6 protein-coding genes, 2 tRNA genes and 2 rRNA genes (1 of these 10 only partly in view) are annotated in these 17,863 nt (G+C 39.2%); 2 read left to right on the top strand and 8 right to left on the bottom strand.

Annotation, left to right across the window (positions count from 1 at the left end; genetic code table 11):
* The 8 genes from HYG79_RS11505 to HYG79_RS11470 form a co-directional block, all read right to left on the bottom strand.
* A 23S ribosomal RNA gene (locus HYG79_RS11505) occupies positions 1 to 1,227 on the bottom strand (it extends 1,607 nt beyond the left edge of the window).
* Between the two features lie 214 nt (positions 1,228 to 1,441).
* A tRNA-Ala gene (locus HYG79_RS11500) sits at positions 1,442 to 1,515 on the bottom strand.
* Positions 1,516 to 1,683: 168 nt separating this feature from the next.
* Positions 1,684 to 1,757: transfer RNA gene (locus HYG79_RS11495), tRNA-Ile, on the bottom strand.
* Between the two features lie 125 nt (positions 1,758 to 1,882).
* A 16S ribosomal RNA gene (locus HYG79_RS11490) occupies positions 1,883 to 3,406 on the bottom strand.
* The 16S and 23S rRNA genes sit together here with 2 tRNA genes alongside, the layout of an rRNA operon.
* Positions 3,407 to 3,827: 421 nt before the next feature.
* Positions 3,828 to 5,834 (bottom strand): putative porin, encoded by a 2,007-nt coding sequence (locus HYG79_RS11485; protein ID WP_179242231.1) that lies wholly within the window; start codon positions 5,832 to 5,834, stop codon positions 3,828 to 3,830.
* A gap of 433 nt (positions 5,835 to 6,267) precedes the next feature.
* Positions 6,268 to 9,444, bottom strand: coding sequence for a VCBS repeat-containing protein (locus HYG79_RS11480; protein ID WP_228027866.1), 3,177 nt, complete (start codon positions 9,442 to 9,444; stop codon positions 6,268 to 6,270).
* 221 nt (positions 9,445 to 9,665) lie between these two features.
* A complete protein-coding gene (locus HYG79_RS11475; protein ID WP_179242230.1) occupies positions 9,666 to 11,207 on the bottom strand; it encodes a RagB/SusD family nutrient uptake outer membrane protein in 1,542 nt (513 codons plus the stop codon).
* A gap of 10 nt (positions 11,208 to 11,217) precedes the next feature.
* Positions 11,218 to 14,526, bottom strand: a complete 3,309-nt coding sequence (locus tag HYG79_RS11470; protein ID WP_179242229.1) for a SusC/RagA family TonB-linked outer membrane protein — start codon at positions 14,524 to 14,526, stop codon at positions 11,218 to 11,220.
* 213 nt (positions 14,527 to 14,739) lie between these two features.
* Here HYG79_RS11470 and HYG79_RS11465 point away from each other — a divergent pair, with 213 nt between their 5' ends.
* Together HYG79_RS11465 and HYG79_RS11460 are read left to right on the top strand one after the other, a co-directional pair.
* On the top strand, positions 14,740 to 15,336 hold the full coding sequence (locus HYG79_RS11465; protein WP_179242228.1) for a ribonuclease HII: 597 nt from the start codon (positions 14,740 to 14,742) through the stop codon (positions 15,334 to 15,336).
* Between the two features lie 20 nt (positions 15,337 to 15,356).
* Positions 15,357 to 17,801: a ribonuclease HII gene (locus HYG79_RS11460; protein ID WP_179242227.1), complete on the top strand. Its 2,445-nt coding sequence runs from the start codon at positions 15,357 to 15,359 to the stop codon at positions 17,799 to 17,801.
* The last annotated feature ends 62 nt before the right edge of the window (positions 17,802 to 17,863 follow it).

Below are 17,863 nucleotides of genomic sequence, written 5' to 3'. Positions count from 1 at the left end.
CGTTACAATGCTCCCCTACCCCTTGTATGAATACAAGGCCATGGCTTCGGTAATATGCTTATGCCCGATCATTATCCATGCGGAACCGCTCGACCAGTGAGCTGTTACGCACTCTTTAAATGAATGGCTGCTTCCAAGCCAACATCCTGGCTGTCAATGCAGTTCCACCGCGTTTTGTCAACTTAGCATATATTTGGGGACCTTAGCCGATGGTCCGGGTTCTTTCCCTCTCGGACATGGACCTTAGCACCCATGCCCTCACTGCGCAGAAACGTTTCATAGCATTCGGAGTTTGTCAGGAATTGGTAGGCGGTGAAGCCCCCGCATCCAATCAGTAGCTCTACCTCTATGAAACTATCTACACGCTGCACCTAAATGCATTTCGGGGAGTACGAGCTATTTCCGAGCTTGATTGGCCTTTCACCCCTACCCACAGGTCATCCCAAGACTTTTCAACGTCAACGGGTTCGGTCCTCCACTGTGTGTTACCACAGCTTCAACCTGCCCATGGGTAGATCGCACGGTTTCGCGTCTACTACTACCGACTAAGGCGCCCTGTTAAGACTCGCTTTCGCTGCGGCTCCGCCCCTGAAGGGCTTAACCTTGCCGGTAAAAGTAACTCGTAGGCTCATTATGCAAAAGGCACGCCGTCACCCATATGGGCTCCGACCGCTTGTAGGCGTATGGTTTCAGGATCTATTTCACTCCGTTGTTCACGGTTCTTTTCACCTTTCCCTCACGGTACTGGTCCACTATCGGTCTCTCAGGAGTATTTAGTCTTGGCGGATGGTCCCGCCGGGTTCACACAGGGTTTCACGTGCCCCGCGCTACTCAGGATACCACTATCCAAAAGGTCTTTGCCTATACCGGGCTATCACCGTCTATGGCCGCTCTTTCCAAAGCGTTCTAGTTCATCGCTCCTCGAATCACGTGGTCCTACAACCCCATCGGTGCCGTGACACCGATGGTTTGGACTAATCCGATTTCGCTCGCCGCTACTCTCGGAATCACTATTGTTTTCTCCTCCTCCGGCTACTTAGATGTTTCAGTTCACCGGGTTCGCCTCCCTTGCGGGATACTATATCTTCAATATAGTGGGTTGCCCCATTCGGACACCCGCGGATCAAAGGTCATGTGCACCTCCCCGCGGATTTTCGCAGCTTATCGCGTCCTTCGTCGCCTCTGAGAGCCTAGGCATCCCCCATACGCCCTTCTCTTGCTTGTCGCACCTGTACCCGAAGGTACGGCGCCTCTCGTTTCCTCTATTGTTTTGTCATATGTAAATATGATCGTACGGTACCCATCCCCTAAAGGATATGGTACCATACCGTCCCAATATGTCAATGAACGTTGTGGCGGGTCGCCACTGACGGTTAGATATCAGCAACTCCCCTTTTGCGATGGCCCGGGATAAAATGGATTGTCCCAGGGCAACGCCCTGTGGAGAATATCGGAGTCGAACCGATGACCTCCTGCGTGCAAGGCAGGCGCTCTAGCCAGCTGAGCTAATCCCCCATATACTAGTAGTTAGTACATAGTAGTCAGTAGTCAGTACTTCCAACTACTACTCAACTTCTAGAATTTCCTTTCAATACTTTATTCTCAATGAACTTTTTCGTCAATCGGGTAAGTGTAAAAAAACCTTAACTCCATGACCCTTGACCGGCAGCTTTCGCCGCTTTGTAGTCTCAGGCAGACTCGAACTGCCGACCTCTACATTATCAGTGTAGCGCTCTAACCAGCTGAGCTATGAGACTGCTTCGGACACCGGCCCGAGACCCATGCCCTGTATATCGTGATAATGGGTACAGCTTGAGAAGGATCGGACCAATGGAGACAACGGGACCGGAGGGGCCCATCGCATATCGCGCCGTTTCTCTAGAAAGGAGGTGTTCCAGCCGCACCTTCCGGTACGGCTACCTTGTTACGACTTAGCCCTAGTTACCGGTCTTACCCTAGGCCGCTCCTTGCGGTGACGGACTTCAGGTACCCCCGGCTTCCATGGCTTGACGGGCGGTGTGTACAAGGCCCGGGAACGTATTCACCGGATCATGGCTGATATCCGATTACTAGCGATTCCAGCTTCACGGGGTCGAGTTGCAGACCCCGATCCGAACTGTGACCGGTTTTGTGGATCCGCTCCGCATCGCTGCGTGGCTTCCCGCTGTACCGGCCATTGTAGCACGTGTGTGGCCCAGGACGTAAGGGCCGTGATGATTTGACGTCGTCCCCACCTTCCTCGCGGTTTGCACCGGCAGTCCCGTTAGAGTCCCCATCTTTACATGCTGGCAACTAACGGTAGGGGTTGCGCTCGTTATAGGACTTAACCTGACACCTCACGGCACGAGCTGACGACAACCATGCAGCACCTTGCAAAATGCCCGAAGGAAAAGGTGTCTCCACCCCTGTCATAATGCATTTAAGCCCTGGTAAGGTTCCTCGCGTATCATCGAATTAAACCACATGCTCCACCGCTTGTGCGGGCCCCCGTCAATTCCTTTGAGTTTCATTCTTGCGAACGTACTCCCCAGGTGGGACACTTATCACTTTCGCTTGGCCGCCGAACCCGAAGGCCCGACAGCTAGTGTCCATCGTTTACGGCGTGGACTACCAGGGTATCTAATCCTGTTCGCTACCCACGCTTTCGTCCATCAGCGTCAATACATACCTAGTGAGCTGCCTTCGCGATCGGTGTTCTATGTAATATCTATGCATTTCACCGCTACACTACATATTCCGCCCACTTCGATATAATTCAAGACCTGCAGTATCAAAGGCCGTCCTACCGTTGAGCGGCAGACTTTCACCCCTGACTTACAGGCCCGCCTACGGACCCTTTAAACCCAATGATTCCGGATAACGCTCGGACCCTCCGTATTACCGCGGCTGCTGGCACGGAGTTAGCCGGTCCTTATTCTTACGGTACCGTCAGCCGCCTACGCGTAGGCGGGTTTCTTCCCGTACAAAAGCAGTTTACTACCCATAGGGCATTCTTCCTGCACGCGGCATGGCTGGATCAGGCCCTCGCCCATTGTCCAATATTCCTCACTGCTGCCTCCCGTAGGAGTCTGGTCCGTGTCTCAGTACCAGTGTGGGGGATCCCCCTCTCAGGGCCCCTAACCATCGTGGCCATGGTAGGCCGTTACCCTACCATCAAGCTAATGGTACGCATGGCCATCTTCGCCCGCCGTAGCTTTAACGGACCCCCGATGCCGGGGGACCGTGCCACGGGGCATTAATCCAAGTTTCCCTGGGCTATTCCCCTGGCGAAGGCAGGTTCCATACGCGTTCCGCACCCGTGCGCCGGTCGCCATCTCTGTGCAAGCACAGAATGCTGCCCCTCGACTTGCATGTGTTAGGCCTGCCGCTAGCGTTCATCCTGAGCCAGGATCAAACTCTTCATCGTTGTATCTCAAATAACTTCACAACACGAAAACATCCCGGGCCCTCTCCGACCGTTGTCGATCATCGGTCTATCTTCTTCTTTACTGTACCCAATATGTCAATGAACCCTAATCAAAGGAATCCCATAAAGGAACCCCGATCGCCCCCGTGGGGATGCGCCTCTCGAAATGGAACCGAAACGTTCGATCGCCATCCCTAAAGCGGGTGCAAATATAAAACCTTTTTTTGGTTACACAACATGAAATGATTTTTTTTATAAAAATTATCAAAACCGTTCTTAAGCTAGCTTACAAGAAAACCTGATTTTAAAAGGAACAGGGATTGCGCCCTTGTTTGAGCTCTTTGCATTACCTAATGCAAAAGCGAGTGGCAAAAGCCCGTTTTGCAACCTGAGTTGCAAAGTTCCCGTAAAAGAAAATATACTATGAAAAAAAATTCCATACCAGGCCAAACCGAATGACAAAATCACGATAAGGGTAGTTTGGTGCAGAATAATAGTTTGGTTGGGTAAAAAGGGTATTGAAATGTTCTGCCTTGAGGAATATTCTAGTTTGCCTGACCTTTGCGTTTATAAAGAAGTCCAACATAGGAAAGGCTCCTAGTTCTTCTTGATTTTGAGTGTAAAACTCCCCTAACAAAGGATTATATGCATCCATATTATAGGAAGTGAAGTATTTTAAGGTTACACCGGTCTGAAGGTACATAGCCTTTTTAAAAACATCATCGGAAAAGTACAAAGTGTTTCTTGTGACGAATTCTGGTAGATTCAAAACCTGGTTTGTCTGCGATACATTTTGATACATTATGGTATTGTTGAGCGCAAACTTGCCCAACCTGAATTCGTTCTTGTATTTTATTTTCAGATAATTTACACTGTTGCCTTCTTGAAATGGTTTCAAGAAAGCATTTTCTTGATTTGCTTCGATTTGCTCGGGTGTTGCATTGCTTGGGTCAGGGGCAAAAAAGGTGTAATTGCCTATCGTTGTGTATTTCGCAGATATGTTGCCGAACAGCCTAGTATCGAAAGTAAACTGCAAACTATTCGTATTGACATTTTTAAAACTGGAAGTGTTCTGCCAGTTATAATTGACATAATCGCTTTGGTACAACAAATAATTGAAATTTGGCATGGCCGAAGATGAGTGTACCGTAAAACCAAAGCTATAGTCATCGTTGATTGTATATGATGCGTTGGCATTTATCAACGTATTGGTCAAATCACCCACCACGCCATAACGCAAGCTTGCGTTTAACTTAAAGCCTCCTATCTGGTTTTGATAATCTCCCCCTATCTGTACTTCCTCTCCTTTTAATTGATTTTCTATTCGTCCCTGGGAAGTAATCAATAGACTATTGAAAAAATAATCGTAGTTGTAAATGCTTAGAACCCCTCTTAATCTTCCTAAAGTTTTATTGGAAAAATCTACATTTACTTGGTTGAGCATAGTCTTTAGATTGGACTTGTCATTTATAATGCCTCCTGCTAGCGTATTCCCAAAATAGTCATTTTGCGCTGTTTGTATAAATTGATAATATTTGGTCTCGTAGCTGAATTGATGCCCTATTGCCAAGGAGGTGTTCTTTTTTTCAGTAGAATCCTTTTTTTTCTTTATTAATTTATATTGCTGATCCAGAAAGTATCTTTTTCCCAGGATTTTACTTTCTGCATCGGTAAAAAAAACATCGATAGCGAATCTGTCATCAAAGTCTTCATCGCCAGACTCAAATTGCTCCTCTTTATCCGAAATCCCACCATTTTCCTGATTTTCAAAATCTTGTGCGACTATATGGGCCCTTAAGGAATATCTACCATCTTTGGTCTCGTAATTGCTGGTAAACCTAAAAATGCCTGATTCAGCTTGACTGAACCTGTATTTTCCCAAAGATCTAAAACCCGTATAGGCCACTGAAAAATTTAATCTTTTGGACGTATTGAAAGTAAGCAATGCATCTAAAAACTGCCCTTGTTCGAAAGTAGTCTTGAACATCAGCTCTGTCATTGGAGTTGGAACGTTATAGTAGTCAACATCTTCCATTTCCAAATACTTGAAATGCTTTCCTACAGCACCTATTTTAGGATAAAGGGAAATTTTCTCAAAATCCATTCCCAAACTATTATAAGGTTGGCCCACATTGGCAAAAGGCATTAGTTCAAAATCATCCTTTCTCAGATAGTTATATTTATACTCTTTGGCCATAACAAGGGTAGTATCTAGAGATATGGTGTCTCTTTGAAACGACACTATCTTGTAATCACTAACCGTGATTTGTTTATTACCTTCTTCCTTGCCTGGAATTAAAGTGGAGTCAATAATCTTTTTTTTGACAGGTGGTCCACTTACACTACGATCAACTGATGGTATTGAATCTTCTTGCGAATAAGTAAGTTGAAAAAAAAGAAAAAAAAGCGCAGGCCATGCATATTTCATACTGTAATCTTACATCACAAAGTTAATTTTTTTGTTCGTAATGAAATGTGAAAGTTTACGATATAGATAAAACTATAAATGGCAAGGATTTAAATTTAAGACATCATATAAATAGTTTACTATTAAATTTCAATTATCAGATATTAATATCAGAATAATCCTTTCTATTGAATTAAATCCACTTTAGAATTTGTATTACCGAGCAATTAAGCTCTACATCCAAATTAAATTTGGCAAAACCTTTATTATTAACTTTTGTAGCACAAGTTCAATATTTGAGCAGTTTATCTATTTAAGTGAAAAACAAGTAGTAATTAACTTTACTAATAGAAATTATAACGGAAAACAAATTGACTTTAAAACAAATATTTTTTCATAAGACTTATTCAAACAGCTATTACCATGGCAAAAAATATATATTCACCAAGTGATGCTATTCAATACTATCATATGAGTATGATTTGATAGTGTCATTATTTGCCAATATGAAAAGTACTTTTCTATTTTTCATCTCTATGACTACAGATCCTTTTATTTGTGCATCCATGTGTTGGATACCGAAATTCACAACTGGTTCAAATTGATTCATATCATTTAAAACAATGCCTTTTAACGAAGTATAACCCCCATGGTATGTATTGACTTTCAATGAATTACCAGTTACCAATAAACATTTATCATCTTTTATCTCAATTTCTGAAAAGGATGATATAGGTGCCAATTGAAAATCATTTGATAAAAAAACAAATCGTTCAAACTTTCCATTTATATTTTCCAAATAGCCAGAAGCCAAATTTTGCACCTCGTATTTTTCGGATTTTTTGACAGCTTCTTTCCCTACAATATCTTCAACAGTCTTTAAAGCAAAATCCTTATAGCTGATAAATCGTTTACTGATGACCTTCATTTGTGAAGAAATCTCATCTCTAGAATTTATCGGGTAATATTTACCATTAACATTATATGCTACAATTACCTCATTCCTACCATCCGAATCAAAATCATTTTTGTACATCTTTAAAGGAGGAGGATTTAAACTAAATTTTGTGTTTAACCCCCAATTACCCAAAATAATATCTTGATCTCCATCCTCATCAATGTCAAAACTAGTAATGGATTGCCATAAACCTTTCATGTTTTGAGGCAAATCTATTTCTATTAATGATCTATTATCATTGATAAAGACTTTAGGCGTATCCCAATCCGTCGCTACCAAAAGGTCTTCAATGCCATCCATATTTACATCCTTCCAAATTGCATCATTAACCATGGAGCACAATTTAAAATTATCATCAACAGAAAAATAGCCAGAACCGTCATTCTTCAACAAAAATGAATTGACACACTCTCCAAAATCATCCGGCTTAGACAAATTACCAACAAAAAGGTCTAAATCCCCATCTTGATCATAATCACTTGCAACTACAGATGATGTAACAAAATTGTTGATGGGAATTCGGTTTTCCGATTTTTCAAAGTTTCCATTTTTATTTATATATAATCTGTCTTGCAAACTTTTTCCATTTTTTAAGGAAGTAATACCAGAAGCCACGTATAGATCAAGGTCATTATCATTGTCAACATCGAAAAAAAGTGCAGCATTATCTTCACATAATGAATCCAACTCAATAGTAGGTATCGATGTTTTTAGAAAACGTTTTCCGTTGTTCTTGAACATAACGGGCTTATTGCCCGAAGAGTTGCCGATAAATATGTCATCATAACCATTATTATCAATATCACCAACAGCAAAAGCCGGACCTTGTTTTGACACTTGGTACGGTATCAATCTTTCTTGACGAAAATCATTATACAAATCTTCCGAATGGATATACTCGAATTCTTTACTCTCTTCAAAGTATGGCTTACTTGATTCGACTTGATAATCATATTTTACAGTTGAAGGACTATATCTTACCAATAGGTTTTGATTAACCTGAGGGTTTATCAAAGTTTTTACGTCTAGATTAGGCCATATTATTTTAATAGAGTCAATTTTGGAAACTGTATCCAAACCAAAATTCAACTTACTATCAACAGACGATAAAAAACCACGAGATTTGAGCAGTCTTTTAGATTGCATCTTGTTTTTAGTATATATTAAAGCCTTAGTTCCTATACCTCTTGAATTTTTATCTCTATATTCAAAATTCAAAGAGATGTAATTCTTTTCTTCGTTTGATAAGTTTTCATAAATATCGGCAACGTTGTTTAAGTTATTTACAACAATATCTAAATCTCCATCGTTATCCAAATCAGAATATACCGCTCCATTAGAAAATGAGGGCGTGTCGGGAATCCAATTACCACTTTCATTAGTGAATTTTTCTAAACCACCCTTAAAAATTTGGTTCGCCACTTCCCCACTTGGCATTTCATTTATGGAATTATACAACCATTGTGTCCCCTTGTTGGGACTCCTATTTTTGAATGCACTAGATACGTATTGTTTAAAATCGAGATAATTAGGTCTTCTCAAAATACCATTAGTTATAAATAAATCTTGATAACCGTCATTATTAAAGTCAGCTAAAAGAGGGGCCCAGCTCCAATCAGTACTAGAAACACCATTTAAAAATGCAGTTTCTTGAAAATACTTACCAAATTTATTTATCTGTAACATATTTCGAGAATACTGATCTTTATACCCTAAATTTTTAAGTTGATTTTGCATATTGAACATAGCATCATCACCTTCCGTTTCTTTTACAAGTCGCTCATCGCTCGGTAGCATATCTAAGGTAACTAAATCGGTAAAGCCATCATTATTTATATCTGCTGCATCACTTCCCATAGAAAAACGACTAATAGTAGAAAATGACTTTGATAGACTTTCTTTAAATGTCCCATCTTGATTATTGATATAATAGTAATCATCTTCATGAAAATCATTGCAAACGTATATATCTTCCCATCCATCGTTATTATAATCTGCAATTGATGCGCTCAATCCATAACCGTTCACACCTCCATAAATATTTGTATGTTCGCTAACATCAATAAATTTACCATTTTCATTTTTGAGAAGAACGTCGCCGACCAAAGGCTCACGCTTATTCCTCGCATCCGCAGGACCGTGTGATAGTGTTGTATGTATCGCATGGTTTACTATGTAAACATCCAAGTCGTCATCCTTATCGTAGTCAAAAAAATAGGACTGTGTTGAAAACCCTTTAAAATCTAAACCATATTCTTTTGATTTTTCACTAAAAGTACCATCCCCATTATTTATGAACAGTTCATTATGACCCTTAAAATCCAACAGTCCCGAAACGGCACAAAGATAGATATCCAAATAGCCATCACCGTTTACATCTACCATAGTAGCTCCAGTATTCCAGCTAGAGGCACTGGATATTTTTGAAGATGTTGTGACATCCTCAAATTTTAAGCCTCCTTTATTTAGGTAAAGCTTATTTTCCCTTTGATTAGACACAAAAAAAATATCTGATAAACCATCATTATTTATATCTCCTACCGCAACACCACCACCATTGTAATAATAGATGTAATTGATAATATTGTGAATAGGGTCCTCTTCAATTTGATTTATAAAATCAATACCCGTTACATCATAAGGCAACTTTTTAAATAAATAATCTTTATCCAAATTTTTGGTTTTTGTTGTACAACCAAAACATATAAACATAAGAAACAGACAACGTATATTCACTTTTTGATTTTTATAAATGATTTATAATATAATACCCATATTATAAAAATTTAAATAATTCAATAAAATTAAAAGTTTAAACTACACCAGGTAAAAATCAAATTGAAAAAAGCCACCCTATGAAGGGTGGCTTTTTTCAATTTATGTAAAAAACAATATTAATTTTGGTCATTAATAAAATTATTATCCTGAATCGCTTGTTGAGGAATTTCAAAAGTCAAACGCTCATCATCATGTGGCATAGTAACACCTACGAAAGATAAGTGGTTTGCTCCTCTAGTAACCGAGGCCCTATTTCTCTTCAAAGCCAAATAACTTTTACCTTCTCCCCATAGTTCTAAGCGAGTTTGCTTATAAATTTCATCTATTAAGGCTTGCCCGCTTAAACCAGCAATATAAGAAGCGTCTCCGCTTGTTAATCTAGTCTCAACAAAGCCTTCAAGAGCAGTTCTAGCTTCTGGTTCTTGTCCAGATTTAGCTAGAGCTTCAGCATTTAAAAGAATCAACTCTTCAACACGCATATATATATAATCAGCCTTTACAATTTGTGAAGAACCTCTAAACACCCTGTCAGAATCATAGAACTTAAAATAGGGTTGTAAATGATTTGTAGCATCAGGATCAATTAAATATTGCTCTCTACGTATATCATCAGCTGCCATACTTTCGTACAAACCTATATCCATAGCTTTGTTGTCGCCAAAACCAGCATAACTAAATGAAAAGGCATCTATCTGACCCCACCACGAAACCAGTCCTAAACCAATATCAGCATTAATGTCCACGCCCCACATCCAGCCAGAGGCACCTACATCATTAAAACCTCCCCTAATGTCATCTGTATTAGTAACAGGTGTTTGACCAGGTATCGCAAAATCAGCGACCATAGGGGTTGCACTAGTGTTAGCCAACGCTGCGGCAGTCAACGTAACAACATCAGACCATCTATCTCTTCGAGAGGCAAGCACATAAGCCAACATTGTTTGAGCAACAGACTGATCTACCTGTGTTTTAGCCGTTCTATTAAAATCCTCCAAAAGATTAATGGCTTTATTTAAATCGCTCTCCATTAATTGATATACCTCCTCAGTTGTTGATTTAGGTTTACCAACCAGTCCAGGAACATCATAAATAGGAAGCGTAGGTGAAGTCCATGAAGCCTCTACATCATTTATAAAAAACAGTGTAAGATAAAAATAAGAGTGAGCTCGCATGGCTAAAGCTTGGCCTAAAATACCCCTGATACTAGGATCTTCGGGGTTAGCATCGTTACCACCTACGCTCTCAATCACCAGATTTGCAAGATTAACAATCCTGTAATAGTAACGCCATGGTTGATAATTTTCTTGTTGCGTGAAATCTACGGGGCCCTGTAGCTCTGTAATTCTTGCACGATACCAGCCAAAACTACTTAGTGTTAAAGCCATATCACCAGAAAGCATGTCCAAATAAATATCATATCCCTTCTGCCCGAAATCCTGTTGGGATGTGGTACCACCTGTTTCAGTGGTAAACATCGTAGCATAAATACCAGTTACAGTTGCCTCACCCAAGTCTGGGTTTAAATCTATCGCTTCAGATAACTGATCTGCATTCACGATAGCACCTTGAGGTTCTTCAACCAAAAAGTCTTCACTACAGCCTATAAAAAATAGTACTGTACACAATACACTAAGTATTTTTTTTAAGTTATTTTTCATATTTTTTTTTTTAAAATTTTGCTTTAACACCAAATGTAAAAGTAGTTAAAGGTGGGAATAAACGCCTCACAGAGTTTCCTGTCTCACTTGTAAAAGGTATAAAGCCATCTCTAGCACTTTTAACGAATAAATTGTCTCCAGATACATACATATTAAGCCCGCTCATGCCCAATTGCTTTAATACGTCGCCAGAAAAGGTATAACCTAACACCACATTATTTAAAGCTATAAAGTCTGTAGAGGTTAAAAAACGTGTTGACCTGGAAGTTATATTTGGTATAACCCTATCTGCTATTAGAGGAACATCAGTGATATCACCAGGTTGACGCCATCTGTTACGCACATCTACATGCCTGTTTGTGCCCAATATACCTCCATTATTGTCATGAATTAATTCTGCATATTGACCATCGTATGCCGTACCACCTAATGAATAGGTGAACTGTGTAGATAAGTTAAACCTATGTATTGTTGCATTTAAGCGAAATGCACCCTGAACAACAGGTATACTTGACTCATCAACAAACTTCAATGTAGCATCAGCGTATGTTTTAGTTGCTTCACTAACCACATTTGCATCAGGGTTTTCTGCCAAAAACGGTGTTAATGATTGTATTGAAGTATCACCATCATCAAAGGTACCATTTCCATTTACATCATCAAAATATCGGTTCCATTGCGGGAATCCATCTTCAGGATCCACACCAGCATACTCCCTCATGTAAAAATCAAAAATAGATCTACCCTCTGCAAAAGCATAATGGCCTCCAGGACCAACACCTTCATTTATTATGGCAGGCTCTCCAGTTTCTGGATCAATGGGAGTAGTCAATAACTCGTTACCTAAGAAAGCTCCATTGATCGTAAAATCCAGAGAGGCTTTCTCTGTTTTTAAGATGTGAGCAGTCAAATCAAACTCCAATCCAGAATTTCTCAACTCGCCATCATTTACATTAATGATAGCCACACCTGTTGATGGAGCATTTCTTCTACTAAAAAATAGATTATCCGTGTCTTTTATAAAATAATCAACAGTAGCGTCCAGGAAATTGCCTAATCCAAATTCGACCCCTACTTGATACTGTTGCGCTGTCTCCCATGTTAAATTAGGATTTGCAAAAAGTTCAGGAGCTACAGCAAATTCACCACCTACGTTAGTGACTAAAAATGTATTAATTCCAGTAAAGAAGGGAACCCCTTGTTCGTCACCCGTTCTACCCCATGATGCCTTAACTTTCAAAAAGTTAAGAAAATCGTTGTTGGACAAAAAATCTTCATTGGAAACCACCCATGAAGCACCTATAGAACCAAAAGTACCCCATTTGTTATTCGCAAACCTAGAGGAACCATCCCTACGAACCGAACCGGTCAAGAAATATTTGTTGTCATAATTGTAGTTCAACTGCGAGAAATATGAGTCCAAACTACGAGCAACAGACCTTCCTGTGGCCTGATTTGGAGCAACTATGTAATTATCCAATTGGTCTCCACCGGGGATAATTGCCTTAGTTTTAAAAACACTATTAAAGCTTTGCTTTAAATAATTACTTTCATGAGCAACCAAAGCTTCGAAAGAGTGCAATCCAAACTCTTTTTGATACCTCAATAACTGTAGAAAATTCACAGTAATCGATTCCCTTTCACTCTGCGTCAAATCTCCCTCGTTAGAGACTCCCGTACCATAAAATTGATTACTTATGGACTTGAATACGTTATTTGAATATTGCGCGCCAAAGATAGATTCCGCTGTAAGACCTTTGGCTAATTTAGCCGTTAAATTGAAGCTAGTGATTATTTCATGTCTATCTGTTCCATTAAAATCAAACAATGCTGAACCTACGGGGTTTAGGTTATCGGCATTGGGCCTTGACCTAAAGCCAGACGCAGAACCATAGTCTAATTGGTTGCCTCCAAAAATCGGATCGGGCACAAAATTACCATCATCATCCCTTAAAAATACCGGAAAAATAGGTTGCGTTTTGTTTGCAAATTCAAAAACGTTTTCAGAGCCGACGGTCTGACCATTATTCACTGTTTCTGAATATGTATAACCAATATTTGCCCCTAAATTCAACCAATCCTTCACATCGGAATTAACATTTAAACGTGCATTATATCTTCTAAAGCTTGTCCTAATGGCAAAACCTTGATCGTCCAAATACCCTACAGAAGCGTAAAACCTACCTTTTTCACTACCGCCGCCCATTTTTAAGTTGGCCTCAGTTCTGAATGCAGGGTTGAAAGCAACCTCTTCAAAAGTCTCAGGAGTGTATCTTCTACCAACACCTGACCTTACCTGACCAGTAGCTGGATCAATCAGGTTAGCCCCAGGGGTATCCCACAAATTATATCCAGGGTCTAGAAAACTCGTTGCAACAGTACCAAAGAGGTTGTCACTTGCAAAAGTATTGGCGGCAGCAAGGTCACCAACCGCTCCCGTACCATCTCCGGTCAACAACTCCCTGTTACGTTTTGCTTCCCAGATAAGACCTATAGACTCTTCAGGAGAGCTTATTGTTTCATATCTAGGGATTAACTGAGTGTTGATACCAGTTCTGACATCAACTTCAATGTAATTCTCATTAGCAGAACCAGATTTGGTTGTAATCAAAACAACACCATTTGCACCCCTAGAACCATAAATAGCAGTAGCAGTAGCATCTTTCAAAATAGTAGTACTTTTAATATCCGAAGGATTTATAGCATTTAAACTACTATCATTATTAATATCGCCATCACCATCTGTGAAAGATGTAGTTAATGGAACCCCATCCACGACATATAGAGGCGCCCTGTTGCCGTTCACTGATCCGAAACCACGAATTCTAATCGTAGAAGTTGAACCTGGCTGCCCAGTAGTGTTGATAACGGTCACACCAGCAGCTTCACCCGCTAAAGCTTGAGTAACATTCGAGAAGTTTTTCAGCTCAATATCTTCGGCGGTAACTGTCTTTGCCGTACCCGAAAATGCTTGCTTTGTAGAAGTACCGTATCCTACGACCACAACTTCCTCGAGCGCCTCGGCATCTTCCTCCATTTGAAGATTTATCGTATCGCTGGCACCTACGGTTCTGTTGGCCGTTTTTTGACCTATGTAACTAAAACGCAAAACCTGACCCACATCGGCAGTTATAGCATAGTTACCATCAAAATCTGTTTGCGTTCCAGAAGAAGTTCCCACAACTACAATAGATACACCGGGAAGCGGTAAACCGTTTTGATCGGTCACATTACCCGAAATCGTTTTCTCCTGTGCTGAGGAGAAAGACATGCATAACACCAACAAAGGCGTTAACATCCAAGTTAATTTAGATTTCATTTAATATATTTTTGAATTAGTCTGTGCCAAAAGTCTTAATAAATAGTTAATAATCCAAAAAATACTTTGACATCACTTGTATTCCTGTTAAAAAAAAACAAATTTTTATGAAAACATTAATAAAAGAACGCCTGAACTGGGGATTATAATTGTTTTTAACATTTAAATGAAAATTACTTAAGCAATAATTTAATCTTTTGATATTTTTGAAAAATGTTGAACAAAATATTTAATGATTTTCATGAAGCCGGTACAGACGAGGCTGGCAGAGGGTGCTTGGCAGGGCCAGTCACCGCTGCAGCTGTTATACTCCCAAAAAAGTTCGAAAATGAAATCCTTAACGACTCCAAACAACTATCTGAAACAAAGAGGAATGTTTTACGTCCTTACATTGAAGAGCTTGCCATTGGTTTTGGTGTAGCTCATGTTTATCCGGAAAAAATAGATGAATTAAATATCCTAAATGCATCAATTTTAGCAATGCATAGCGCCCTGGACCAAATCAAAAACCCACCTAGGTTTATAATCGTTGACGGAAACCGGTTTAAACCTTACCATGGCATACCTTATGAATGTATTGTTAAGGGAGACAGCAAATACATGAGCATTGCCGCTGCTTCAGTTTTGGCAAAAACGCATAGGGATGCCTACATGGAAAAAATACATTTGGAATATCCTATGTATAACTGGAAACGTAATAAAGGATATCCTACGAAAGAACACCGTGAGGCTATCCGTAAATATGGCATCACAAAATATCATAGAAAAAGTTTTAAACAATTGCCCGAACAACTAAGACTAGATATCTAAATTTGTGAAAAATCGCTAAGATGATCTTAAGAATAGCCTTACCCATTTTGTTTCTATTCTTTTTAAGTTGCAATGAACCCCTAAAAACCAACTCTAGGTTATTGGATTATGTGCCATCGAGTGCATCCACGGTAATAAAAATAAATGACTATCAAGCCTTCAAAAGCGGATTAAAGAACAGTTTTTTTATAAAACAGGTCGAAACTTCAAAAAACTACAGTGCTTTCTCAAAAAAAATAAGTGTCCTTGATTTTGTTCAAACGAAAAATCAAAGTGTTTTGGCACTTATCGAAGTGGATGAAGACGATTTAGGTTATTTTTTTATTGCCAACGATAGCACTCTCAACATACAACTTGATAAAATCAAAAATAAAACCATAGAAGAAATAGTATACAAGGGTAACGTTATCAAAAAACATACATTGAATGAATCTATATTTTATCAAACCAGAATAGATGAAAAAACCATAATTGCATCTTCCAAAACAATATTGGAGAATGGTATTTTAAGCACTGAAAAAGAAAACATCGCACCGACTTTACAAAAATTATTCGCCATATCCGATCTCAACAAATCTGCTTCAATTTATATAAACACCAAAGCAGGTCATTCCCTTTTCTCTCCGATACTTAAAAAAAAAGAAAGCCTTACAGGTTTTGCCGATTGGATTTCTTTGGATGTTGACCTGGGCCAAAACTATGTGAAATTACATGGCATCAGCATAGCCAATGACTCGATAAAAAACTATTTGAACTTTTTTAAAAACACAAGTCCCTTAAATAGTAAAGCTGCTTTGGTTACGCCACAAAATACCAATACCCTGTTCACATATACATTTGATGATTTTAGCAAATTTTCTAAAAACCGACAATCATATTCAAATAATTCAACGGTTTCAGACACTATTTTCAAAACCATAGAAGAAATCGGAGAACTACATTTCGACAATTCTAGGGCGATACTGATAAATGCATATGACGCCGAAAGCATATTTGAATTTTTGAATACTGTAAGAAGGAACGCTTTCAACTATCAAGGTCATGAAATCATAGAGCTTGATAAAAATGATTTCCTCAACTTTTATTTAAATCCATTGGTACAAGATTTTGAAGCCAACCATTTCGTGCTTTTGGACAACACTATGGTTTTTTCGGAAAACAGGGAGACTTTGCAAACTGTGATAAGTAGTTTTAATGGTAAATCTTCGTTTGAGAAATCCATTTTGTATCAAAGTATGCAAGATGAACTCGCTAATGAAGCATCAGTTCAATTTATAGCTGATTTTAAAGGTCTTTCCAATTGGATAGATTCTGATTTTCTTTCTGAGATAGAAGACGAACAAATCAAAAAATATTCGTTTTCCGCCCAAGCAACGTCTGACAATGGTTTTTATCATACCAATATCATCATCAAAAAAACGGAAAATAACCAAAAGCCCAATATTACGGCTCCACTTTTCACCGTACTGCTGGATAATGATATTGCAACACCCCCTCAGTTCATCATAAACCATAGAACCAATAAAAAAGAAGTTGTTGTACAAGATCAAGAAAACAATCTATATCTAATTTCTACCAAGGGCAAGGTACTTTGGAAAAAACAATTAAAGGGACGTATTCAAGGAAAGGTACATCAAGTAGACATTTATAAAAACGGTAGGTTACAATTGGCGTTTTGTACCGATAACCAATTTTTGATACTCGACCGCAATGGGGATTTGGTTCAACCTTTTGAAATATCGTTCAGTGGCGGCAACTTGAATCCGTTAGCAGTTTTTGATTATGATGAAAAAAAAGATTACCGGTTTGTAATCACGCAGGGCGATAAAGTGTTCATGTACAATAACAAAGGGAAAATCGTTACGGGTTTCAAATATACCAAAGCCAAAAGCCCAATTCTTACAGCACCAAACCATTTTAGATTGAACAAAAAGGATTATTTGGTATTTGTTCTGGAAAACGGAGATTTAAAAATATTGAACCGTGTTGGGGATAACAGAATAAATGTGAAGGAAAAAATAAATTTTTCACAAAATAACCCCCATCTCCACAACAACAGGTTTATAGTCACTGATGTAAAAGGAAATCTCTTCGCTACAGACACTAAAGGTAAGACAATAAAAACCCCGCTTAATCTGAACAAAGACCACGGCATTGATGCTACAAGTAAAACTTTAGCAGTAATGAACGATAATATTTTAACCATAAAAGGGAAAAAAATGGAAATGGATTTAGGCGTATACACCAAACCAACGATATTTTATCTCAACGACAAAATTTATGTCTCGGTAACCGACATACAAAATCAAAAGGTATATTTGTTTGATAGCCAAGCAAGGCCCATCCAAAACTTTCCCGTCTTTGGCAACTCTACCATTGATCTGGCCGATATTGACAATGACTCAAAACTTGAACTTACGGTACAGGACCAGGACAACTCGCTGATTGTCTACAAAATAAACTGAATTTGACCAACAGGTTTAATTTTTACCATTATTTTTTATAATTCTCGTAATTGATGCCCAAA

This window comes from Costertonia aggregata (genome assembly GCF_013402795.1).
Lineage (GTDB): Bacteria > Bacteroidota > Bacteroidia > Flavobacteriales > Flavobacteriaceae > Costertonia > Costertonia aggregata.
Note: the sequence above shows the minus strand (reverse complement) of the source record. Positions and strands in the feature narration are given on the sequence as shown.

Coding starts and splice junctions, on each gene's coding strand:
- HYG79_RS11465 (WP_179242228.1), top strand. CDS start 14,740: ATGTTGAACAAAATATTTAATGATTTTCATGAAGCCGGTACAGACGAG.
- HYG79_RS11470 (WP_179242229.1), bottom strand. CDS start 14,526: ATGAAATCTAAATTAACTTGGATGTTAACGCCTTTGTTGGTGTTATGC.
- HYG79_RS11475 (WP_179242230.1), bottom strand. CDS start 11,207: ATGAAAAATAACTTAAAAAAAATACTTAGTGTATTGTGTACAGTACTA.
- HYG79_RS11460 (WP_179242227.1), top strand. CDS start 15,357: ATGATCTTAAGAATAGCCTTACCCATTTTGTTTCTATTCTTTTTAAGT.
- HYG79_RS11485 (WP_179242231.1), bottom strand. CDS start 5,834: ATGAAATATGCATGGCCTGCGCTTTTTTTTCTTTTTTTTCAACTTACT.